Origin of the sequence: Stenotrophomonas geniculata, from assembly GCF_034508895.1 — a bacterium.
In the GTDB taxonomy this organism is placed as follows: Bacteria; Pseudomonadota; Gammaproteobacteria; order Xanthomonadales; family Xanthomonadaceae; genus Stenotrophomonas; species Stenotrophomonas geniculata.
Map to the genome: position 1 here is coordinate 289,786 of NZ_CP140571.1, position 22,204 is coordinate 311,989.

The 22,204-nt window shown below is 66.7% G+C and carries 24 protein-coding genes; 6 read left to right on the forward strand and 18 right to left on the reverse strand.

Features of this window, described 5'->3' with window-relative positions; all coding sequences use genetic code 11:
- Positions 1 to 9: 9 nt before the first annotated feature.
- Both RI032_RS01350 and surE read right to left on the reverse strand, forming a co-directional pair.
- Positions 10 to 687 (reverse strand): protein-L-isoaspartate(D-aspartate) O-methyltransferase, encoded by a 678-nt coding sequence (locus RI032_RS01350; protein ID WP_010485977.1) that lies wholly within the window; start codon positions 685 to 687, stop codon positions 10 to 12.
- The gene (gene surE / locus RI032_RS01355; RefSeq protein WP_010485979.1) at positions 684 to 1,463 is read right to left on the reverse strand and encodes a 5'/3'-nucleotidase SurE; all 780 of its coding nucleotides are present in this window, start codon (positions 1,461 to 1,463) and stop codon (positions 684 to 686) included. The genes RI032_RS01350 and surE overlap by 4 nt, the downstream gene beginning before the upstream one ends.
- A 209-nt stretch (positions 1,464 to 1,672) precedes the next feature.
- On the opposite strand from surE, the gene RI032_RS01360 reads away from it, so the two are divergent.
- Positions 1,673 to 2,212 (forward strand): Smr/MutS family protein, encoded by a 540-nt coding sequence (locus RI032_RS01360; RefSeq protein ID WP_010485980.1) that lies wholly within the window; start codon positions 1,673 to 1,675, stop codon positions 2,210 to 2,212.
- 99 nt (positions 2,213 to 2,311) lie between these two features.
- Here the strand turns inward: RI032_RS01360 and truD are convergent, their stop codons facing one another.
- The 10 genes from truD to RI032_RS01410 all read right to left on the reverse strand — a co-directional run bounded on the left by truD (position 2,312) and on the right by RI032_RS01410 (position 10,205).
- Positions 2,312 to 3,343 (reverse strand): tRNA pseudouridine(13) synthase TruD, encoded by a 1,032-nt coding sequence (gene truD, locus RI032_RS01365; RefSeq protein ID WP_322547740.1) that lies wholly within the window; start codon positions 3,341 to 3,343, stop codon positions 2,312 to 2,314.
- Positions 3,340 to 3,837 (reverse strand): 2-C-methyl-D-erythritol 2,4-cyclodiphosphate synthase, encoded by a 498-nt coding sequence (gene ispF / locus RI032_RS01370; protein ID WP_322547741.1) that lies wholly within the window; start codon positions 3,835 to 3,837, stop codon positions 3,340 to 3,342. The genes truD and ispF overlap by 4 nt, the downstream gene beginning before the upstream one ends.
- Positions 3,838 to 3,871: 34 nt before the next feature.
- Positions 3,872 to 4,570 carry a 2-C-methyl-D-erythritol 4-phosphate cytidylyltransferase gene (gene ispD, locus RI032_RS01375; protein ID WP_010485984.1) on the reverse strand — a complete coding sequence of 233 codons (699 nt, stop codon included), beginning with the start codon at positions 4,568 to 4,570 and terminating at the stop codon, positions 3,872 to 3,874.
- The gene (ftsB, locus tag RI032_RS01380; protein WP_019338191.1) at positions 4,567 to 4,920 is read right to left on the reverse strand and encodes a cell division protein FtsB; all 354 of its coding nucleotides are present in this window, start codon (positions 4,918 to 4,920) and stop codon (positions 4,567 to 4,569) included. The genes ispD and ftsB overlap by 4 nt, the downstream gene beginning before the upstream one ends.
- Before the next feature lie 4 nt (positions 4,921 to 4,924).
- Positions 4,925 to 6,217, reverse strand: coding sequence for a phosphopyruvate hydratase (gene eno / locus RI032_RS01385; protein WP_019338190.1), 1,293 nt, complete (start codon positions 6,215 to 6,217; stop codon positions 4,925 to 4,927).
- A 96-nt stretch (positions 6,218 to 6,313) separates the two neighbouring features.
- The gene (locus RI032_RS01390) at positions 6,314 to 6,643 is read right to left on the reverse strand and encodes a hypothetical protein (protein WP_322547742.1); all 330 of its coding nucleotides are present in this window, start codon (positions 6,641 to 6,643) and stop codon (positions 6,314 to 6,316) included.
- Positions 6,643 to 6,990: a hypothetical protein gene (locus tag RI032_RS01395; RefSeq protein WP_322547743.1), complete on the reverse strand. Its 348-nt coding sequence runs from the start codon at positions 6,988 to 6,990 to the stop codon at positions 6,643 to 6,645. The genes RI032_RS01390 and RI032_RS01395 overlap by 1 nt, the downstream gene beginning before the upstream one ends.
- Entirely contained in the window at positions 6,987 to 7,817 is an 831-nt protein-coding gene (kdsA, locus tag RI032_RS01400; RefSeq protein WP_010485995.1) for a 3-deoxy-8-phosphooctulonate synthase, read from the reverse strand. Before kdsA ends, RI032_RS01395 begins: the two co-directional genes overlap by 4 nt.
- Positions 7,818 to 7,906: 89 nt before the next feature.
- Positions 7,907 to 9,571 (reverse strand): CTP synthase, encoded by a 1,665-nt coding sequence (pyrG, locus tag RI032_RS01405; protein ID WP_019338186.1) that lies wholly within the window; start codon positions 9,569 to 9,571, stop codon positions 7,907 to 7,909.
- Positions 9,572 to 9,971: 400 nt separating this feature from the next.
- On the reverse strand, positions 9,972 to 10,205 hold the full coding sequence (locus tag RI032_RS01410) for a hypothetical protein (protein ID WP_010485998.1): 234 nt from the start codon (positions 10,203 to 10,205) through the stop codon (positions 9,972 to 9,974).
- Between the two features lie 172 nt (positions 10,206 to 10,377).
- On the opposite strand from RI032_RS01410, the gene parE reads away from it, so the two are divergent.
- The 3 genes from parE (at position 10,378) to RI032_RS01425 (ending at position 14,605) form a co-directional block, all read left to right on the forward strand.
- Positions 10,378 to 12,267 (forward strand): DNA topoisomerase IV subunit B, encoded by a 1,890-nt coding sequence (gene parE, locus RI032_RS01415; protein ID WP_019338185.1) that lies wholly within the window; start codon positions 10,378 to 10,380, stop codon positions 12,265 to 12,267.
- A 153-nt stretch (positions 12,268 to 12,420) separates the two neighbouring features.
- Positions 12,421 to 12,999, forward strand: a complete 579-nt coding sequence (locus RI032_RS01420; RefSeq protein WP_010486002.1) for a GNAT family N-acetyltransferase — start codon at positions 12,421 to 12,423, stop codon at positions 12,997 to 12,999.
- A gap of 109 nt (positions 13,000 to 13,108) precedes the next feature.
- Positions 13,109 to 14,605 carry a S10 family peptidase gene (locus RI032_RS01425; protein WP_322547744.1) on the forward strand — a complete coding sequence of 499 codons (1,497 nt, stop codon included), beginning with the start codon at positions 13,109 to 13,111 and terminating at the stop codon, positions 14,603 to 14,605.
- Positions 14,606 to 14,935: 330 nt separating this feature from the next.
- Here the strand turns inward: RI032_RS01425 and RI032_RS01430 are convergent, their stop codons facing one another.
- Positions 14,936 to 16,057, reverse strand: a complete 1,122-nt coding sequence (locus RI032_RS01430) for an inorganic phosphate transporter (RefSeq protein WP_019338433.1) — start codon at positions 16,055 to 16,057, stop codon at positions 14,936 to 14,938.
- Between the two features lie 13 nt (positions 16,058 to 16,070).
- Positions 16,071 to 16,697: a DUF47 domain-containing protein gene (locus RI032_RS01435; protein WP_004152833.1), complete on the reverse strand. Its 627-nt coding sequence runs from the start codon at positions 16,695 to 16,697 to the stop codon at positions 16,071 to 16,073.
- A gap of 292 nt (positions 16,698 to 16,989) precedes the next feature.
- On the opposite strand from RI032_RS01435, the gene RI032_RS01440 reads away from it, so the two are divergent.
- Both RI032_RS01440 and RI032_RS01445 read left to right on the forward strand, forming a co-directional pair.
- Complete coding sequence (locus RI032_RS01440; RefSeq protein WP_032952709.1) at positions 16,990 to 18,294, forward strand: hemolysin family protein; 1,305 nt, start codon at positions 16,990 to 16,992, stop codon at positions 18,292 to 18,294.
- The gene (locus tag RI032_RS01445) at positions 18,278 to 18,937 is read left to right on the forward strand and encodes an exopolysaccharide biosynthesis protein (protein ID WP_322547745.1); all 660 of its coding nucleotides are present in this window, start codon (positions 18,278 to 18,280) and stop codon (positions 18,935 to 18,937) included. The genes RI032_RS01440 and RI032_RS01445 overlap by 17 nt, the downstream gene beginning before the upstream one ends.
- 46 nt (positions 18,938 to 18,983) lie before the next feature.
- Here RI032_RS01445 and RI032_RS01450 read toward each other — a convergent pair whose 3' ends face one another.
- The 4 genes from RI032_RS01450 to RI032_RS01465 form a co-directional block, all read right to left on the reverse strand.
- Positions 18,984 to 19,481, reverse strand: a complete 498-nt coding sequence (locus RI032_RS01450; RefSeq protein WP_010486012.1) for a pyridoxamine 5'-phosphate oxidase family protein — start codon at positions 19,479 to 19,481, stop codon at positions 18,984 to 18,986.
- Between the two features lie 69 nt (positions 19,482 to 19,550).
- Positions 19,551 to 20,546: an LLM class flavin-dependent oxidoreductase gene (locus RI032_RS01455; protein WP_057502324.1), complete on the reverse strand. Its 996-nt coding sequence runs from the start codon at positions 20,544 to 20,546 to the stop codon at positions 19,551 to 19,553.
- A gap of 153 nt (positions 20,547 to 20,699) precedes the next feature.
- Positions 20,700 to 21,467 (reverse strand): sulfurtransferase, encoded by a 768-nt coding sequence (locus RI032_RS01460; protein ID WP_019338429.1) that lies wholly within the window; start codon positions 21,465 to 21,467, stop codon positions 20,700 to 20,702.
- A gap of 366 nt (positions 21,468 to 21,833) precedes the next feature.
- The gene (locus RI032_RS01465; protein WP_010486017.1) at positions 21,834 to 22,199 is read right to left on the reverse strand and encodes a DUF6164 family protein; all 366 of its coding nucleotides are present in this window, start codon (positions 22,197 to 22,199) and stop codon (positions 21,834 to 21,836) included.
- Positions 22,200 to 22,204 lie beyond the last annotated feature (5 nt).

Sequence of the window (22,204 nt, forward strand, 5' to 3'; positions counted from 1 at the left end):
CTCCGTGGATTAGTCGAGCATGCCAGACAGCAGCGGCACGAACGTGACCGGCGCCAACACGTGTTGTTCGATGCTGCCGTCGGCCTTGCGGTCCAGCTGTACCAGCGACTGCGCCCCTGGGCCACCGACCGGCGCCACCAGGCGGCCGCCCTCGGCGAGCTGCTCGATCAGGGCGTCGACCAGTGCCGGCGCCGCCGCAGTGACCACGATGGCGTCGAACGGACCGTGCTCGGCCCAACCGACGCGGCCGTCGTCATGCTTGGTGCGGATGTTCATGCCCAGCGCACGGAAGCGCTTGCGGGCCTGGCGCAGCAGATCGCCGATGCGCTCCACGGTGTAGACCTCCAGGCCCAGCGCACCGAGGATGGCGGCCTGGTAACCGGAACCGGTGCCGACTTCCAGCACCCGCTTCGGCGCGACCTGGAGCACCGCCTCGGTCATCCGCGCGACCACCCAGGGTTGCGAGATGGTCTGGCCGTGGCCGATCGGCAGCGCGGTGTCTTCATACGCGCGCGAGGCCAGTGCCTCGTCGATGAACAGATGGCGCGGCACCACCCGGATCGCGTTCAAGGTCGGCTCGTCGACGATCCCGGCTTCGCGAAGGCGATCGACCAGGCGGTCACGCACGCGCTGCGAGGTCATGCCGATACCGACGGCTTCCGGTTGCAGGCGCAGGCGTGGGCTCATGCCGGCTGGTCCAGCGCCGCACTGAGGCCGCCAACCCAGCTGGCCACCTTCTCCAGTGCCTGGTAGCGGGTCAGGTCGACCTGGATCGGAGTGATCGAGATGTGGCCGGTGCGCACCGCATGGAAGTCGGTGCCGGGACCGGAGTCCTGCTCACGACCGGCCGGGCCGATCCAGTACACCTCGTTGCCGCGCGGGTCCTTCTGCGCGATGCAGCCTTCGGCGCGATGGCGGTTCCCCAGGCGGGTGACCTCGAAGCCCTTGACCTCGCTCCACGGCAGGTCCGGCACGTTGACGTTGAGGATGGTGTCAGCCGGCAACGGATCGGCCTTGAGCCGGGCGACGATCTCCACCGCGGCGCGCGCGGCGGTCTCGAAGTGCTTCGGATCATGGTTGCGGGTAACCAGCGAGACCGCCACCGCCGGCAGGCCGAGGAAGCGACCTTCCATCGCCGCCGAGACGGTGCCGGAATAGATCACGTCATCGCCGAGGTTGGCGGCATTGTTGATGCCGGACACGACAATGTCGGGTTCGAACTCGAGCAGCCCGGTCAGCGCAAGGTGCACGCAGTCGGTCGGGGTGCCGGCCACCGAGACGGTGTAATGGTCGATGCGCTTGAGGCGGATCGGCAGGTCCAGGGTCAGCGAGTTGCTGGCGCCGGAGCGATCGCGGTCGGGTGCCACCACCGTGACTTCGTGTCCGGCCTCGCGCAACACCGAAGCAAGCATCCGGATGCCTGCGGCGTCGACGCCATCGTCGTTACTGACCAGGATTCGCATCTTCGATTTAACCGCTTGATTTTCCAAGAATTCGATTCCATCACCGTGCAGTGTGGGCGGGACCGTCGTACTCCCCTGCGGAAGCCGTCGACCCTGCAAGGGCATCGTCTATTGTGCCGCATGCGAGCCGCCGGTCCTACCCTGCCTGCGGTCACGGCCGACATCGAACCGTCATAGGCAGACCTGCGCCGGCGGTTTACCCTGTGCGCATGTCGCACCCTGAAGACGAAGACCCGGCCGCATTGTTCCGTGCGGCCATCGGCGAAGTGACGCCGCTGCGCAAGGATGCCGAGCCGGCACCGGCTGCGCCCCGGCCGAAGCCGCGCGCGCGCATGGCCGAACGTGACGAGGCCGAAGCCGCCGGCGAGTTCGCCCGGCTGCTGCGCGACAGCACGCCGCTGGAAGCCGGCGACGTGGCCAGCTATCGCCGCGACAACCTGCCACCTCGCCTGTTCCAGCGGCTGAAGCGTGGCCAGTACTCGGTGCAGGACGAACTGGACCTGCACGGCGCCACCGCGTCGCAGGCGGAGACGCTGCTGCGCCAGTTCCTGCTGGAAGCGCATGCACACGACTATGGCTGCGTGCGCATCATCCACGGCAAAGGATTGCAGTCCGATGGCGGTGCGCCGGTACTGAAGAACCTGGTCGACCGCCTGCTGCGGCTGCGCAACGATGTGCTGGCGTTCCACTCGGCGCCAACCGGGCAAGGCGGTACCGGCGCGGTACTGGTGCTGCTGGCACGGCGGTGAGGTAACGCATCCACGCATGGCGTGGATCTACTGTGGTGAGCGGAGGAAAGTAGATCCACGCCATGCGTGGATGCTCTTCGCCTCCGTCCCCTTTTTCTGTCAGGCCTGCGAGGCGTCTTCGACCGGGCCGAGCTCGTGCAGCACGGCGGTGGCGTAGCAGCCCGGCGGCAGCGCGAACGACAACTCCAGCACGTCACCGGCCAGCCATTGGTGCTGCAGCAGCGCCGGGCGCAGGCGCAGCGCGCGGCGCTCCTGCTTCAGGCGCGCGTCTTCCAGGCCGGCCCGCAGTGCCTTCGACTCTTCGTCGTCCAGCGCGGCCAGCTCCAGCTCGCGTGCCGCATCGGTGCTGCGCAGCTCGCCTTCGCCCCACAGCGGCGCGCTGGGATGGATGTCGAAACGCGCCAGGCGCTCGGCCAGCACGTCGGTGTACGGCTCGGGTCCGAACACGCTGCGGCTGCCATCGAGCATCCACACTTCACCGTCCAGCGGCTGATCCCAGCTGCCCTGCTCCACGCGTGCGGCCAGCACGCGGTTGAACAGCGCCGAACGCGCGGCTGAGAGCAGCAGCGAACGCTGATCGTTGCGCATGCGGCGGCCACCGAACATCGCCAGTGCCGCCGGCACGTTGCCGCCGTCGCGGCCAAAGCGCTGTTCGCCGAACCAGTTCGGCAGGCCGCGCTCGGCAATCTGCTGCAGGCGTTCGCTGATCGCGGCGGCATCGCCCTGCACTTCACGCAGCACCAGCCTGAAGCGGTTGCCGGCCAGTGCGCCACGCTGCAGCTTGCGGTTATGCCAAGTCGCTTCGAGCACTTCGATCTCATCACTGGCCAACTCGGCCAGGTCCGGCGCAATGCGCTTGGGCAGGTGCACGCTGAAACGCTGGGTGGTGACCGCGTGACGATCCTTCATGCCGGCGTAGCTGACCGCCATTTCCGGCAGGCCGGCCCACTTGGCCAGCACCTTGGCCACATGCACGGTGTTGGCGCCGCGCTTGCGGATGTGCAGCAGCAGGTGCTCACCTTCGCCGGTGGCCTCGAAGGCCGGCAGTTCGTCCACCTGGAAATCGTCCGGCGTGGTGCGGATGCGCGCCGTGAGCAATGGCGCACCGAATGCAAGCGGCAGGGGAATCATGCGGCCACCAGCAGCACCACGGCCTGCGCGGCGATGCCTTCACCACGGCCGGTGAAGCCCAGCTTTTCCGAGGTGGTGGCCTTGACGCTGACCGCATCCAGCGGCAACTGCAGCAGCTCGCCGATGCGCTCACGCATGGCCAGCGCATGCGGGCCAACCTTGGGCCGCTCGCAGATCACGGTGATGTCGGTGTTGCCGACACGCCAGCCACGCTCACGTACCAGGCTGTCGCAGTGGCGCACGAAATCACTGCTGTCGGCGCCCTTCCAGCGGCTGTCGCTTGGCGGGAAATGCTGGCCGATGTCACCCAGCGCCAGTGCGCCCAGCATCGCGTCGCACAGAGCGTGCAGGATCACGTCGCCGTCGCTGTGTGCGAGCACGCCGCAGCTGTGCGGTACGTTCACGCCACCGAGCATGATGTGATCGCCTTCACCGAAGGCATGGACGTCATAGCCCTGGCCGATGCGGACGGGCGGGAACGGTGCGGTGCTCATGGATGCAACCCTTGCAGCAGGGCCGCGCGGGCAATCAGCTGGCGCGGCGGGAAAGTACGAATTCGAACCGGTCCAGATCGGCCGGGGTGGTGACCTTGAAGTTGTCCTCGCTGCCTTCCACCAGCAGCGGGCGCTGGCCCTGGCGCTCCATGGCCATGGCCTCGTCGGTGACTTCAACACCGGCGGCGGCAGCTTCGGACAGCGCGCGGCTGAGCTGATGGCGACGGAACAGCTGCGGGGTCAGTGCGCGCCACAGGCGCTCGCGCGGCTCGGTGCCGTCGATGCCACCGTCGTCACCCGCACGCTTGAGGGTGTCGCGCACCGGGGCGGCCAGGATCGCGCCAACCGGGTCGGCACGGCCGACTTCAAGCAGGCGGCCGAGATCGGCCAGGGACAGGTTCGGTCGGGCTGCGTCATGTACCAGCACGAACTCATCGGCGCGCACCGACTCCGGCAGCGCCTGCAACCCGGCCAGCACCGAGGCTGCACGGGTCGCCCCCCCGACACAGGTCAGCACCGGCTTGCCCGCCCACTCGTTCCAGCCCGGCCAGTCGGCGTCGTCCTGGCCGATCACCACCATCGCACCGGCCACAGCCGGGTGCGCCAGCAGGGCGTCCAGGGTATGGGCGAGCAGGATCTGTCCACCTGCCTGCAGGTACTGCTTGGGCAACGGCGCGCCGAAGCGGGTGCCACGGCCAGCAGCCGGAACCACGACCCAGATCGCCGCACTCATGGCACGTCCGCCGGGTGCTCGCCGACCTGCGCGCTGACGCTCGCCGCAGGCTGCGCCGGATGCACCGGCGCATCCTCGACCACGCGGTAGAACTTTTCGCCAGGCTTGATCATGCCCAGCTCGCTTCGCGCGCGTTCCTCGATGGCGGACTGGCCTTCCTTGAGGTCCTTCACTTCGGCAGCCAGCGCATCATTGCGCTGCTGCAGGCCCTCATTGTCCCGCTCCTGGTTGGCGACCTGGGCTTCGAGCATCATCACTTCACCCGAATTGCCCGGACCGAACCAGAAGCGGTACTGCAGCCAGCCCAGCAGCAGGGCCAGCACCAGCAGCATCCAGCGCCAGTCGCGCATCGGCTCAGCGCTTCAGCGAAACGAACGCGTCACGACCGGCGTAACGCGCGCCGGCGCCGAGGGCTTCCTCGATGCGCAGCAGCTGGTTGTACTTGGCCACGCGATCGCTGCGGCACAGCGAGCCGGTCTTGATCTGGGTGGCGGTGGTGGCCACGGCGATGTCGGCGATGGTGGTGTCTTCGGTTTCGCCCGAACGGTGCGAGACCACGGCGGCATAGCCGGCGCGATCGGCCATGGCGATCGCTTCCAGGGTTTCGCTCAGGGTACCGATCTGGTTGACCTTGATCAGGATCGCGTTGGCGGTGCCCGAGTCGATGCCTTCCTGGAAGATCTTCGGGTTGGTCACGAACAGGTCGTCGCCGACCAGCTGCACCTTCTTGCCGATGCGGTCGGTCAGCAGCTTCCAGCCGGCCCAGTCGTTCTCGGCCAGGCCATCTTCAATGGTGATGATCGGGTACTGCGCGGCCCAGTCGGCGAGGAAGTCGACGAACTGCTCGGAGGTCAGGCGCTTGTTCTCGCCGACCAGGTTGTACTTGCCGTTCTCGAAGAACTCGCTGGAAGCCACGTCCAGGCCCAGCAGCACGTCTTCACCGGCGGTGTAGCCGGCCTTGCCGATCGCTTCGAGGATGGTGTCCAGCGCTTCGACGTTGCTGCGGAAGTCCGGCGCGAAGCCGCCTTCGTCGCCGACCGCCGTGCTCAGGCCGTGGCCCTTCAGCACCGACTTCAGCGAATGGAAGATTTCGGTACCGGCGCGCAGCGCTTCGGAGAACGAGGTGAAGCCGACCGGCAGCACCATGAACTCCTGGAAGTCGACGTTGTTGTCGGCATGCGCACCGCCGTTGATGATGTTCATCATCGGCACCGGCAGCGACGGGCTCACGCCGGTCTTGGCGGCCAGATACTGCCACAGTGCCTGCTTGCTCGATGCGGCGGCGGCGTGCGCGGCGGCCATCGAAACACCCAGCAGTGCGTTGGCGCCCAGGCGGCCCTTGTTCTCGGTGCCATCGAGGTCGATCAGGCGACGGTCGAGGCCGGCCTGGTCGGTGGCCTCGAAGCCCTTCAGCGCGGCGGCAATCGTGGTGTTGACGTTGTCGACGGCCTTGCGCACGCCCTTGCCCAGGTAACGGGTCTTGTCGCCGTCACGCAGCTCGACCGCTTCCTTGGTGCCAGTCGAGGCGCCGGAGGGAACCGCGGCACGACCGAACGAACCGTCCTCCAGGATGACTTCGGCTTCCAGCGTGGGGTTGCCACGGCTGTCGAGGATTTCACGGGCGTGGATGCTGCGGATCGTACTCATGGTCGGGCCGGTTACCTGTCTGGAGAGGGGGCGACAAAACGAATGCCGCGTGATTATCCCCGGCTGCCCGCCACTTGCCAAATGGCGCGGGCGCCGTCAGGCCAGAGTGGCCCCGATCACCATCAGGATCAACGACATCATCACCACCAGCAGGCCACCGGCAATGGTGGCCACTACGCCGCCGCGGCGGCAACGCCAGGCCATCACCATCGCCACCAGGCTGCCAACGAAGGACAGCACGAGCACGGCCAGTGCAGCCAGGATCCAGTACTGCATGGCCTGCATGCCATGGCTGCCATCCCCGGGCGAACCGAAACTGGCGGCAAAGGCGAATACAGCTGCCACCAGGCCGACCCAGGCAAGAACAGCCAGCGCCAGCGCGATCAGGCCCCAGGGCCGATCACGGGTTGCCAGGGTCGCATTCATCAGAACAGCCCGTAGAACAGGGCACCAAGCCACAGCGACAGCAGGATGATCGCCAACCCGGCGGCCACCTTGCCACGGTTCAGGCGCCAGGCCAGTACGGCGGCAACGACGCATCCCACGGCGCCGACCAGCTCTGCAACCAGCAGCGCAATGAAGTACGCGCGCAGATTGAGCGCGCTGCCGCCATCACCCGGTGGGCGCACGGACGCGGCGCCGATCAGCACCAGCCCGAACATGCCCACGGTGAACAGCGCGGCCAGGGCCAGTGCGATCAAGCCCCACGGCCACTGCTTCCAGTGCCGGCGGCGGCGCTGGTTTTCCAGCGCCAGCCACGGGTCACGACTCACGCGAAGCGCGAGAAGCCGTGCTTCTTGGTCACCGCGTCGAGCTCCATCAGGGTCTCGAGCAGCGCTTCCATCTGGTCCAGCGGCCATGCATTGGGGCCATCGGACAGTGCCTTGGACGGGTCTGGATGGGTCTCGGCGAACAGGCCGGAGATGCCCACCGCCACGGCGGCACGGGCCAGCACTGGCACGTGCTCACGCTGGCCACCGGAACTGGTGCCCTGCCCACCCGGCAGCTGCACCGAATGGGTGGCGTCGAACACCACCGGGCAACCGGTCTCGCGCATCACCGCCAGCGAACGCATGTCGCTGACCAGATTGTTGTAGCCGAAGCTGGCACCGCGCTCGCAGACCATGATCTGCTCGTTGCCGGTGGCCTTGGCCTTCTCCACGACCGGCTTCATATCCCACGGCGCCAGGAACTGGCCCTTCTTGATGTTGACCGGCTTGCCGGCCGAGCACACCTTGCGGATGAAGTCGGTCTGGCGGACCAGGAACGCCGGGGTCTGCAGCACGTCCACCACCGAGGCCACTTCGTCCATCGGGGTGTATTCGTGGACGTCGGTCAGCACCGGCACGCCGATCTGCTTCTTCACTTCGGCCAGGACCTTCAGGCCTTCTTCCATGCCCGGGCCGCGGAAGGCGGTGCCCGAGGTGCGATTGGCCTTGTCGAAGCTGGACTTGAAGATGAAGTTGACGCCGAGCTTGTCGGTGATCTCCTTCAGCTTGCCGGCGGTATCAAGCTGCAGCTGCATCGACTCGATCACGCAGGGGCCGGCGATCAGGAACAGGGGCTGGTCCAGCCCGACCTCGAATCCACACAGTTTCATGGCGTTTCCTTGTTGTCCGCAGCACCGGCCGGGCCGGTGCGCTGGGGGTTGAAGCATGCAGGATGGGGACCGAAGCCCCCATTCACAAGTCAGGCGCGCGCTTCGGAAAGCAGCTTGCCACCGGCCTTGCGCTCGCGCGCGGCACGGATGAAACCGATGAACAGCGGATGGCCGTCACGCGGCGTGGACAGGAATTCCGGGTGCGCCTGGCAGGCCAGGAACCACGGGTGCGCATCGCGCGGCAGCTCAACCACTTCCACCAGGGTGTCGTCCATCGACTTGCCGGCGATCACCAGGCCGGCGTCTTCCAGCTGGGTGCGGTAACGGTTGTTGAACTCGTAGCGGTGGCGGTGGCGCTCGGCGACCACGTCCTTGCCGTACAGCTCGCGGGCCAGCGTGCCCGGCTTCAGGCGCTGCTCCTGCAGGCCCAGGCGCATGGTGCCACCCAGGTCGCTCTTGTCGTCACGCTTCTCGACATCGCCGGTGGCGGTGCGCCATTCGGTGATCAGGCCGATCACCGGGTTCGGCGACTGGCGGTCGTTCTCGGTGCTGTTGGCGCCTTCCAGGCCGACCACGTTGCGCGCGTAATCGACCACGGCCGCCTGCATGCCGTAGCAGATGCCGAAGTACGGCACGTGCTGCTCGCGGGCGAACTTCGAAGTCTGCACCTTGCCTTCGAAACCACGGTCACCGAAGCCACCCGGCACCAGGATGCCGTCAACATCGGCCAGTGCGGCCATGTCGGTGCCTTCCAGGTCCTGTGCTTCCAGCCACTTCAGGTTGACCTTGGTGCGCTGGCGCAGGCCGCCATGCTTGAGTGCTTCACCGACCGACTTGTAGGCGTCCTGATGGTCCACATACTTGCCGACTACGGCGATGGTCACTTCGTCCAACGGGTGCAGGGTGGCGTCGACCGCGTCTTCCCACATCGACAGATCGACCGGACCGGCCTTGTCGGCCAGCTTCAGCTGGTTGACCACGATTTCGTCCAGGCCCTGCGCGTGCAGGCCCGACGGAATGCGGTACAGCACGTCCACGTCCGGCACGCTGATCACCGCGCGCTCGGAAACGTTGGTGAACTGGGCGATCTTGCGGCGCTCCGAATCCGGCACCGCCTGTTCGGAGCGGCACAGCAGCACGTCCGGCTGGATGCCGATCGAGCGCAGTTCCTTCACCGAGTGCTGGGTCGGCTTGGTCTTCAGCTCACCCGCGGCGCCGATGTACGGCACCAGGGTGAGGTGCATGAACAGCGCCTTCTCCGGGCCACGCTCGGTGCGCACCTGGCGGATCGCCTCCAGGAACGGAAGCGACTCGATGTCGCCGACGGTACCGCCGATCTCGACCAGCGCCACGTCGTAGCCTTCGGTGGCTTCGTCGATGCAACGGCGGATTTCATCGGTGATGTGCGGAATGACCTGCACGGTCGCGCCCAGGTAGTCGCCGCGGCGCTCCTTGCGGATCACGTTCTCGTAGATGCGGCCGGTGGTGACCGAGTTCTTGCGGCTCAGGCGGGTGCGCACGAAGCGCTCGTAGTGGCCCAGGTCGAGGTCGGTCTCGGCGCCGTCGTCGGTGACGTAGACCTCACCGTGCTGGAACGGGCTCATGGTGCCCGGGTCGACGTTGATGTACGGGTCGAGCTTCATCATCGTGACCTTCAGGCCACGGGCTTCGAGAATGGCGGCCAGTGACGCAGCGGCAATGCCTTTGCCGAGCGAGGACACCACGCCGCCGGTTACGAAAATCAAGGGAGTCATGGCTGCAAGCATCCTGTATGGAAATGGAAAACGGCAGCACCACGCGCGCCCGGAGGGCAGGCATGGTGCTCAGAGGGGGTTTTCCGGTTCGCTGGGACAGCGAGGGAGGTGCGGATCCGTGCGGCGGCAGGCGCCGGACAGGGACCACCGTGCGAGGTCGGGGCGGCCGTGCCGGTCAAATCGACCGTCACCTGCGACCCGCCATGCTGGAAGCCACGCTTGGCCGCTCCAGCCCATTCGCAAAGGGTGGACACGCACTTACTCCCGGAAAGCCATAGTTTACAGATTGATGGCCGCCAACCCAAGAGGCAGATGGCACGCCACTAACAAGAAACGCCCCGCAATGCGGGGCGTTCCGGAGCGCAGCCCTTGTCGCAAGGGCGCCTGGCAGGTTGCGGGATCAGCGCTTCTTGCGCGCTTCCTCTTCCTCTTCCTGCTGCGGGGCCGGCTGGCCCTGCGCCTTCATTTCGGCATTGGCCTGGGCCCGACGCTTGGCCTTGGCATCGGCCTCGGCCTGCGCCTTGTCGGCCTGGTCACCCTGCTGCGGGGCCGGCTGGCCGGCGTTCTGCGCCATCACCAGCGGCACCGCAACGGCGGCAGCGGCCAGGATCGCAATGGTCAGCAACTTCTTCATGAGGTCCTCCTCGCGGTATGGCTTGGATGTTTCGACCCAACGGGGGTCGCCGGCGTTCAGATTCCAGCGGCTGCCATTTTACCCCCTCTGCGTCGCCGAGACTGAACCGCAGGCGTGCAAAATCCCGTGCCAGACCCCACACTTGCCCGTCGCTCCAAGCTTTCGAAGACAGATGAACGCCCGTTATAACGCCGCCGATATTGAAGTCCTGTCCGGCCTTGACCCGGTCAAGCGCCGTCCCGGCATGTATACCGACACCGCGCGCCCGAACCACCTGGCGCAGGAAGTGATCGACAACTCGGTGGACGAGGCCCTCGCCGGCCACGCCCGCTCGATCGAGATCACCCTGTACAAGGACGGCAGCGTGGAGGTCAGCGATGACGGCCGCGGCATGCCGGTGGACATCCATCCGGAAGAGAAGATCCCGGGCGTCGAGCTGATCCTCACCCGCCTGCACGCCGGCGGCAAGTTCAGCAACAACAACTACACTTTCTCCGGCGGCCTGCACGGCGTCGGCGTCAGCGTGGTCAACGCGCTGTCGACCCTGGTGGAAGTGCACATCAAGCGCGAAGGTGCCGAACACCGCATCACCTTCCGCAACGGCGACCGTGCCACCCCGCTGGAAGTGGTCGGCAGCGTCGGCAAGAAGAACACCGGTACCCGCGTGCGCTTCTGGCCCGACCCGAAGTACTTCGACACGCCCAAGTTCGCGGTGCGCGCGCTCAAGCACCTGCTGCGCGCCAAGGCCGTGCTGTGCCCGGGCCTGACCGTGAAGCTGACCGACGAAGCCACCGGTGAAGTCGATACCTGGTACTACGAAGACGGCCTGCGCGATTACTTGAAGCTGGAACTGGGCGATCGCGAGATGCTGCCGGCCGAGCTGTTCGTCGGCAACCTGAAGAAGGACACCGAAATTGTTGACTGGGCCGTGGCCTGGCTGCCGGAAGGCGAGCTGGTGCAGGAAAGCTACGTCAACCTGATTCCCACTGCCCAGCACGGCACCCACGTCAACGGCCTGCGTACCGGCCTGACCGAGGCGCTGCGCGAGTTCTGCGACTTCCGCAACCTGCTGCCGCGTGGCGTCAAGCTGGCCCCGGAAGACGTGTGGGACCGCGTGTCGTTCGTGCTGTCGCTGAAGATGACCGACCCGCAGTTCAGCGGCCAGACCAAGGAACGCCTGTCCTCGCGCCAGGCTGCTGGCTTCATCGAAGGCGCCGCCCACGATGCCTTCAGCCTGCTGCTGAACCAGAACGTGGAACTGGGCGAGAAGATCGCCCAGATCGCCATCGAACGCGCCAGTGCGCGCCTGAAGACCGAAAAGCTGGTCGTCCGCAAGAAGGTCACCCAAGGCCCGGCCCTGCCCGGCAAACTGGCCGACTGCATCAGCCAGGACCTGTCGCGCACCGAGCTGTTCCTGGTGGAGGGTGACTCGGCAGGCGGCAGCGCCAAGCAGGCGCGCGACAAGGACTTCCAGGCGATCCTGCCGCTGCGCGGCAAGATCCTCAATACCTGGGAAGTGTCCTCCAACAGCGTGCTGGCGTCGGAAGAAGTGCACAACCTGGCCGTGGCCATCGGCTGCGACCCGGGCAAGGACGACATTGCCGGCCTGCGCTATGGCAAGGTCATCATCCTGGCCGACGCGGACTCGGACGGCCTGCACATCGCTACCCTGCTCACCGCGCTGTTCCTCAAGCACTTCCCGGCGCTGGTCGATGCCGGCCACGTGTTCGTGGCCATGCCGCCGCTGTTCCGCATCGACGTGGGCAAGCAAGTGTTCTACGCCCTGGACGAGGAAGAAAAGCGCTCGATGCTGGACAAGATCGAACGCGAGAAGATCAAGGGTGCGATCAACGTCACCCGCTTCAAGGGCCTCGGCGAGATGAATCCGCCACAGCTGCGCGAGTCGACCATCCACCCCGACACCCGCCGCCTGGTGCAGCTGACCGTGGACGACGGCGAGCAGACCCGCTCGCTGATGGACATGCTGCTGGCCAAGAAGCGTGCATCCGACCGCAAGGGCTGGCTGGAGTCGAAGGGCGACCTGGCTTCGCTGGAAGTCTGACTCCCGCAGCCCTCCTGTAGAGCCGAGCCCACGCTCGGCTGCATTCCGCGCCGTGCCGGGCAGCCGAGCATCGGCTCGGCTCTACAGAGATCCCGCCCCCATCGGCAAACCCGGCGGCGCCATAATGCGCGTCCATCCGCGTGGATCATCGTATTGGCCAGCCACTCGCTGCTGTTCCCGGGCCTGCCGCTGCACAGCGCACGCCTGGTCCTGAGCCCGATCCGCCGCGACGATGCGGCCGCCCTGTTCGCGATCCAGTCCGATCCGGACGTGATGCGGTTCTGGAACCACCCGGCGTGGACACGACCGGCCGAGGCGCGTGCGCAGATCGACGATGACCTGGCCGCACAGGCCACCGGCACCCAGCTCAAGCTGGCCGTGCGCGAAACGCTGGACGGACCGTTGCTGGGCATCTGCGTGGTGTTCGCCCTGGACCGCGATGCCGCACGTGCCGAGATCGGCTACCTGCTGGCCCCCGACAGGCAGGGCCAGGGCTACATGCACGAAGCGCTTCAGCACCTGCTGGACTACCTGTTCCAGACCCTGCACCTGCATCGCGTGGAAGCCGAAGTCGACCCGCGCAACCGGCCCTCGGCACACGTGCTTGAACGGCTGGGCTTTCACCTGGAGGGCGTGCTGCGGCAGCGTTGGCGCATCCAGGGCGAACTGTCCGATTCGGCGGTATACGGCCTGCTGGCCGACGACGACGTGCGCACTCCTCTGCCCGCTTGACCCAATCTGGCCAGTGGCGGCCTCGACGCGCGGCCATGCCTTTGGACACATACGGCATGCCCGCCACCGGCCTAGCATCGGAACCCCCTTCCGCTGCCAATCCGGTGCCATGAAGTCCCTGCTGCATACTGCCGCGCTCTGCGTCGGCCTGCTCATCGCCCCTGCAAGCGTGCTGGCCGCGCCTGACGCCGAGGCCAAGGCCGATCCGAAAGACGACAAGACCGAAGCGACTGCGCTGCCCGCCGATGCCTCGGCCCGCCAGAGCATGCGCCTGGCGGGCCGCACCCTGGACTACACCGCCACCGTCGGTACCCTGCCGGTGCGTGATGCGAAAGGCAAGGTGATCGCCGATGTGGTGTTCACCGCCTATACGATGCCGGGCAAGGACCGGCCGGTGACCTTCGCGCTCAACGGCGGCCCGGGTGCATCGTCGGTCTACCTCAACATGGGCGCAATCGGACCCAAGGTGGTCACCTTTGGTTCGGAGGGTGACAGCGCCTCGGCACCCGCCACCCTGCACGACAACCCCGGCACCTGGCTGGACTTCACCGATCTGGTGTTCATCGATCCGGTCGGCACCGGCTTCAGCCGCGCGCGCATCGGCGATGACGAGGCGAAGAAGCAGCTGTACAACCCCGGCGCTGACATCGAATACCTGTCGCGCTCGATCTACGACTGGCTGCTGCGCAACCAGCGCATGGGCGCACGCAAGTACCTGACCGGCGAGAGCTACGGTGGCTACCGTGGCCCCCGCATCACCCACTTCCTGCAGACCCGGCTGGGCGTGGCGATGAACGGCCTGGTGCTGGTCTCGCCCTACCTGAGCCCGACCTTGGAAGACAACGCCGATGTCTCGCCGATGGCGTGGATGCAGACGCTGCCGTCGATCGCTGCAGCGCACCTGGAGCGCCAGGGCAAGCTGACGGATGCAGCGATGCGTGACGTGGTGGAGTACACCCGTGGCGACTACGCCACCGCGCTGATGAAGGGCCGCAGCGACCCGCAGGCGACCGAGGCGATGCTGCACCGGGTAACCGAGCTGACCGGGCTGGACCCGCAGTTCGTGCGCCGCGCCGGTGGCCGCCTGGAGACGCAGGCCTATCTGCGTGAGGTGTTCCGCGACAAGGGCACGCTGGGCAGCCGCTACGACTCGAACGTGACCGCGTTCGATCCGTTCCCGAATGATCCGGAGCAGCGCGCCAATGATCCGCTGCTGGACAGCATCATTGCACCGACCACCACGGCGATGGTCGACTTCGTGACGCGCGTGGTCGGCTGGAAGGTGGATGCGCGCTACCAGGCGCTGAATTACGACGTGAACCGGCTGTGGGACCGCAACGGCGAGCTGCGCCAGGGCGCGGTGACCCAGTTGCGCCAGGCGGTGGCGATCGACCCGCACCTCCAGGTGCTGATCGTGCATGGGTGGAACGACCTGTCGTGCCCGTTCATGGGGTCGATCCTGACGGTGGATCAGATGCCGGTGATGGGCAGCAATCCGGACCGGGTGCAGGTGCGTAGTTATCCGGGTGGGCACATGTTCTACAGCCGGGCCGACAGCCAGGCGGCGTTCCGCAAGGATGTGCAGGCGCTGTTCCAGCGTAATTGAGGGGTTCGGCCGGGCCTGCGGCCCGGCACCCGCCGAATCAACGGCAACGGCAAAAGCGGGCTTTCCGTGGTTGGGCGGGGTGGGGCCGGTTGCGGGGGACGCCGTAAACCCGTCCCTGGGGGCTTGTCCGCGGCATCCATGCCGCGGACACCCCCACAACCGGCCCCGCCCCGCCTTCGACAGATCTCCGCGAACTGTCGGAACGGCGTCGTGCACTGCTCTGGTGGGTGTCGACCTTGGTCGACACGCTTGATACGGAAGAATGATCTGCCCATGAAAAAAGCCCGCCGGAATACGGCGGGCTTTTTTTGTGCAACGTGTGCGTGCAGATCAGGTCCAGCCGACCAGCTCGAACAGCTTCAGGATCAGGTACGCACAACCGCCTGCTGCCGGGATGGTCAGGATCCAGGCCCAGACGATGCGTTCGATCACGCCGAACTTCAGCGAGCGCGGGTTCTTGGCGAAGCCGACGCCCATGATCGCGGTGGAGATGCTGTGCGTGGTCGAGACCGGCATGCCGAAGTGGGCGGCCAGGGTCAGGATGGTGGCCGAGCTGGTCTCCGCGGCGAAGCCGTGGATCGGGTGCAGCTTGACCATCTTGTGGCCCAGGGTCTTGATGATCTTCCAGCCACCCGAGGCGGTACCGGCAGCCATCACCACCGCACAGGTCAGCACGATCCACATCGCGATGCCGTCACCGGCATGCGCATCCGGGTGCATGAAGGCCAGCCAGGACGGCAGGTCGTTCAGTGCGCCGGTGGCTTCTGCACCGATCAGTGTCATGGCGATGATGCCCATGGTCTTCTGCGCATCGTTGTGGCCGTGAGCAAAGCCCATGTAGGCCGCCGAGGCGATCTGCGCCTTGCCGAAGAACGCGTTGACGATGCGCGGGCGGGCCAGGCGGCCGATGGCACCACCGATCTTGGCCAGGCCGGCGATCAGCGCCCACAGCAGCACCATCACCACGATGCCGAGCAGGAAGCCGGCGATCGGCGAGGTGATCATCGGCACGAACACCTTCCACAGCAGGCCCTTGTTCTGCGCCCAGCTGCCCAGGCGCTCGGACCAGATCAGAGCGTCCCAGTTGTTGTGGGCCGCAGCCAGGCCGGCGCCGCAGAGGCCACCGATCAGGGCGTGCGAGGACGAGGACGGCAGGCCCTTCCACCAGGTGATCAGGTTCCAGATGATGCCGCCCAGCAGGGCGCACAGGATCACCTGCGGGGTGACGTCGACCACGTTGGTGTTGAGCAGGCCCGAGGCGATGGTCAGCGCCACCGCGGTACCGGTCAACGCGCCGATGAGGTTCATGAAGGCGGCCAGCATCACCGCCCAGCCGGGCGAGAGCACCTTGGTCGCCACCACGGTGGCAATGGAGTTGGCGGTGTCGTGGAAGCCGTTGATGAACTCGAAAACGAGCGCGGCCAGGATCACCACCAGGACAAGGGTCAACATGCGGCGGCGTCCGTCAGCTGTTCTTCAACACGATCTGGTACGCCACCACGCCGGCCTCGCGGCATCGGTCGATGGCCTTTTCCAGGATCTCGAAGAATTCCTTCAGCAGGAACATCTGCAGGTTGTCCAGGCGACCGGAATAGATGTCGCGGTACAGCTCGAGCATCAGGCGGTCGGCCTCGTTCTCCAGCGAGCGCAGCTTCTCGTTGAGCGCGGTCATCCGGTCCAGGTTCATGTGGCGCAGGTCGGCGACCATCTCCACCACCACGCCGGCAGCCTGTTCCAGCATCGCCGCGCGCGGCGCGAAGTCGATGTGCTCCAGGTGGGTCGTTGCCAGCGAATAGCGATCGGCGAACTTCTCGATCTGCTTCGGAATCTTGTACAGGGCCGAACCCAGCGCTTCGATGTCTTCGCGCTCGATCGGGGTCATGAAGCTGTCTACCAGCGCCTGGCTGATCTTGTCCGAGGCCGCGCGCTCGCGCAGGCGGGCCAGCTTGAAGGCGTCCAGCGCGGGCTGGCGGTCGGCCTCGCGCAGCATGGAATGCAGCGCCTTGGCGGCGTCGGAGGCCGCGACGGCAGCCTCATCAAGCAGGGTGTAGAACTGTTTGCCGGAACCGAAAATGGTCTGCAGAGAGAACATTGAGAAACCTGTCAGCCGTCGCGGGAAGGACGGCACCAGACGGAATTATGACGGCTAGATGACCATCACGGGTATCCCCGTACCCTTTCGGGGCTCTGGAGCCCCCAACCTGAACAGGCGGTTGCCACCCTGCCACGCCCCTTTGCTAAGATGCCAGCGCGCCCTCGGGCGCACCTTATGGACGACGACCCTTATCCCCCTGCGCCGCGCCGGACCCTGTTCCTGAGCGCCAGCCGCCATCGCAAGCACCCGCCCTCCCTGCCACCAACCGGGGACGATGCCCGTGTTTGAAATGATCCTGATTGTCTTCGCGCTGGTTCTCCTGAACGGCTTCTTCGCCATGTCCGAGATGTCGGTCATGACCTCGCGCAAGAGCCGCCTGAAGCAGATGGCCGCCACCTCCAAGCGCGCCGCCAAGGCACTGGAGCTGTCGGAGAAGCCGGAGAGCTTCCTGTCCACCGTGCAGATCGGCATCACCGTGATCGGCGTGCTGACCGGCTACCTCGGCGGTGATGCGATCGGCGACGCGATCGCCGGCTGGCTGCAGGGCTTGATGCCCGGCTTTGCGTACGCGCGCGAGGTAGGCACCGCCCTGGCGGTCTCGCTGATCACCTTCATCACGCTGATCTTCGGCGAACTGGTTCCCAAGCGTCTGGCCCTGACCCGCTCCGAGGCCATTGCCGGCCTGGTCGCCATGCCGATGAGCTGGCTGGCCAGGTTGGCCCTGCCCTTCGTCTGGCTGTTGTCCAAGACGACCCAGCTGGTCCTGCGGCTGTTCGGCCTGGGCAAGGATGAAGTCGCCTCGGTGACCGAAGAAGAGATCCGCATGCTGGTGGCCGAGAGCCACGAGGCCGGGGTGATCGACGCCCACGAGCGCGACATGATGAACCGCGTGATGCGCCTGGGCGACCGCACCGCCGACAGCCTGATGACCCCGCGCAACCGCATCGCCTGGCTCGACACCCAGGCCGGGCTGGAGCGCAACCTGGAGATCATGGCCGAGCACGAGTTCTCGCGGTACCCGGTGTACCGCGACAACGACATGGACGTGGTCGGCGTGCTCGAACTGAAATCGCTGGCCACGCGCATGGCGCGCGGCGACAACGCGCTGTTCCAGACCCTGCGGGAACCGCTGTACGTTTCCGAATCAACCCACGCGATGAAGCTGCTGGAGATCTTCCGCGAGGAACAGCAGTCGATGGCGCTGGTGGTGGACGAGTACGGCGAGATCCAGGGCCTGGTGACCATCAGTGACCTGATGGGTGCCGTGGTCGGCCGCCTGCAGGCGGTGGAGAACGCCGACGAAGATGCGCTGGTGGTGACCCGCGAGGACGGCTCGCTGCTGGTGGACGGCTCACTGCCGATCGAAGACGTGCGCGAACTGATCGGCAGCAACGACCTGCCCGACGCCGAGGACGGCGACTACTACACGCTGGCCGGCATGTGCATCCACTACTTCGGCCGCATTCCGCACGCGGGCGAGTACTTCGACTGGGCCGGCTGGCGCTTCGAAGTGGTCGACCTGGACGGTGCGCGGGTGGACAAGCTGCTGCTGCGCACGTTGTCCGACGAGCAGGCCGATGAGCTCACCGCCTGAGGCCGGCCAGGGCCCGGGCGCCCAGCGCCCGGCCTACCGCAACGAGGGCATCCGCACCCTGCTGGAGATGTTCGCCTCCGGCGATCCGGCCGAGCACATGCCGCTGGGCCAGATCCTGTGCAACCTGCAGCAGGGCGCGTTCGGCGTGTTCCTGTTCGTGGCGATCCTGCCCTCGTTCATTCCGATTCCGGGCATGGGCGGCGCGGTCAGCGGTCCATTGGTGATGCTGATCGGCCTGCAGATGCTGTGCTGCCTGCGCCGCCCCTGGCTGCCGGGCTTCATCGCCCGCCGCGGGCCAAAGCGCGGCACCATGCACCGTTTCCTGGACCGCATCGACCGCCCGCTTCGGCGCCTGGACAAGATGCTGAAACCACGCATGCCGCAACTGCTGACACCGCTGCCCGCCCACGCCTTCAGCGGCCTGCTGCTGGTGTTGCTGGGCCTGCTGCTGTCGCTGCCGATTCCCTTCACCAACTTCCTGTTCGGCTTCCAGCTGCTGCTGTTCTCGTTGGCGCTGCTGGAACGCGATGGCGCGCTGATGCTGTTCAACTGGATCGCGGCGCTGGCAGCGATCGCATTCTTCGGTTTCAGTTCGGGGCAGCTGGTGGGCTATACGGTGGAACTGTTCCAGCGCTGGTTCTGATTGCTGTTGCAGCGCCCGCCGGGCATGGCCCGGCGGGCCGAAGCCCTCAGCGCAGATCGATGAATCCATTGTCGGCCAACGCCGTCGGCTCGTCCTGCACTGCAGACAGCACGAAGCTCAGCGCCGTGCCCAGCAGAGTGCCCGGGCCATCCCAGTATTCGGCACTGTCGGCGCGCACATGGATCAGGCGAAGGTTGGGGTCATCCTTGCCACCGGGGAAGAACAGCTTCATCGCCGGTGACCACAGCTCCTCGATCTTCGCGCGATCATCGACCACGCGTGCCCGCCCCGCCACCGACACGTAGGTGTTCTTCGAGGGCGAGGCGTAGGCCACGTTGACCCGCGGATCGAGCGCGATCTCGGCCACCTTCGGGCTGTCGCCGGTGATCACGAACCACAGGTCACCGTCGAAGGCGACCTGCTGGGTGGCCAGCGGCCGGCTGTAGAGTCGCCCGTCGACGCCGGTGGTGGTGAACATGGCCACCTCCACGTCCTTGATCAGCTCGGCCAGTTGGGCAATGTGTTCGGCACGGGTCTCGGCCATGGTGGGGACTCCAGAAGTGGGAGCCCCCATCAGACGCGGATCGGCCGCAACAGGCCGTGACGCAATTGTTCAGCCCGCGTGGCGGGCGTGCCAGGCCTGCATCGCCAGTTCGAACGAACGCAGGCGTGCGCGGTGGTCGTACAGATTGGCGGTGAGCATCAGTTCGTCGGGCTTGTGCCGTTCGACGAAGGCGGCGATGCCCTCGGCCACCTGCTGCGGATCACCCAGCACGGTGCAGGCCAATGCCCGCTCCACCCCCAGCTTTTCATGCGGTTCCCAGAACGATTCGATGTCGTCGATGGGCGCCGGAATCTTGCCCGGCCGGCCACGGCGCAGATTGACGAAACTCTGCTGCTGGCTGGTGAACAGGCGGCGTGACTCGGCTTCGCTGTCGCTGGCGACAACGTTCAGGGCCAGCATCGCGTGCGGCTGCTTCAACGCGGCCGAAGGGCGGAACTCGCGGCGGTACACCGCCAGCGCTTCGTCCATCACGTCGGGCGCGAAGTGCGAGGCGAACGCATACGGCAGGCCCATCGAGGCGGCCATGCGCGCACCGAACAGGCTGGAACCGAGGATCCAGGTCGGCACCCGCAGGCCACCACCTGGAACCGCCTGCACCGCCTGCCCGGGCTGTACCGGCTCGAAGTAGTGCAGCAGCTCGCGCACATCCTGCGGGAACTGGTCGGCGCTGTCGAAGTAGCGGCGCAGTGCACGCGCGGTCGGCTGATCGGTGCCCGGCGCGCGGCCCAGGCCGAGGTCGATGCGATCCGGATACAGCGAGGCCAGCGTGCCGAACTGCTCAGCCACCTGCAGCGGGGCATGGTTCGGCAGCATGATGCCGCCGGCACCGACGCGGATGCGCTTTGTACCCCCGGCCACATGGCCGATCAGCACAGCGGTGGCCGCGCTGGCGATGCCGGGCATGTTGTGGTGTTCGGCCAGCCAGTAGCGGCGGTAGCCCAGCGCATCGGCGTGCTGGGCCAGTTCCAGCATGTTGGCGAAAGCGGCTGTGGTGTCACTGCCCTCGCAGACCGGGGCCAGGTCAAGGATCGACAACGGGATCATCAGGCGTTTTTCCGTCACAGGATCCCCCATGCATGGGGACGGCCCGGCGCCGCGGCCAGTGACGGTGGCGGGATGCTGATTCCCGTGGGGGCAGGTTCAGCGCCCACCGGATCGTGTAGAGCCGAGCATGGGCTCGGCGCTACAGAAGCGCGGTCAGAACGCGCTGGGGCGCGGCTCCGGCAGCGGCTGGTCCACCATCGGCTTCAGCTCGGCGTCCAGCGCCACGCGCTCATCGAACACGAAGCAGCGGCCTTCGTAGCCTTCGCCGCCCACCTCCTCGAAGTAGCCGAGGATGCCGCCATCGAGCTGCAGCACATTGTCCATGCCGTCATTGACCATCCACAGCGCGGCCTTCTCGCAGCGGATGCCACCGGTGCAGAAACTGACCACGGTGCTGTCCTTCAGCGCTTCGCGGTGCGGCGCCAGCGCCTCGGGCAGGTCGGTGAACTTGTGGATGGGCAGCACCAGCGCATCCTTGAAGGTGCCGTACTCCACTTCCTGCAGGTTGCGCGTATCGAGCATCACCACCGGCTTGCCGGCGTCATCATGCCCCTGGCGCAACCAGCGCTGCACCGTGGCCGGATCGATCGCCGGCGCGCGCGGATAGTCCAATGGCTGGCCGTCGTCACGGCGGAAGCTGATGATCTCGTCCTTCACCTTGGCCTTCAGCCGCGCGAACGGCTGATGCTCACTGAGGCTGGTCTTGACCCGCATATCGGCAAAGCGCGCGTCGGAACGCAGTGCCACGTAGAAACCCTCGACCGCCTCTGGCGCACCTGCCAGGAACAGGTTCAGCCCCTCGCCCGCCACCAGGATCGTGCCGCGCAGCTCCGCCGCCTCGGCACGCGCCAGCAGCTGGTCGCAGAGGGCCTGGGGAGCGTCGATGACGGCGAAATGGTAAGCGGCGGTATTGGCGATCATCCTGCCATTTTAGCGCCTCCTGCCCGCACAGACAGATTCAGGGATCAGAGCCCTCTGCACGGCAGAGGGATCCGACCCCAAGCCCGGCAGACACCCGGAATCTGTCAGGGGTGGGGCGGTGTGGGCAGGCGGGGGCGCAGAGCGCCATGGGCCCGGGGCATGCGCCGGGCGGGTTGGGCAGGATGCCCAACCCCGGTCTTGCCGTGTGCGCAGGACAGCGCACACGAGCAAGGCGCTCTACGAGGCACGCAGGAGCAGCTTTTGCCGTCCCCCGCGTGCCCACACCGCCCCGCCCTCCCACTGAAGCCCGGCTTTTGACGTTGCCGTTGCCTCTGCGGGTGCCGGGTGCAACCCGGCCGAACCCCCTTACCCCCGCAACAGCACGAACGGCAGCAGCACCAGCGCCGCCGCACCGGCCATCGCCAGCAGCACCAGCACCACATACCCCGGTCGGCGCCGGAACAGGCTACCGAAGGTCTCCGCCGTGCCCTCGCGCAACGCCTGCTCGCGCTCGGCACGGATGCGCGGCCCGCGTTCGGCCTGGTACTCCGCCATCAGCGCCTTCGCACGCGGATGATCGGCGTCCTCGCGCAGCCACAGGCCGCCGTTGGAAATGCCCCAGGGGCTGGGTTCGGTGCGATACCAGGCGATGCCGTGCTGGTCGAGCAGCGTGCAGACATCGGCATATTCGTCGTCGCCGACATTGCGCAGATTGAGCAGGAGTTTTGCCATGCCCC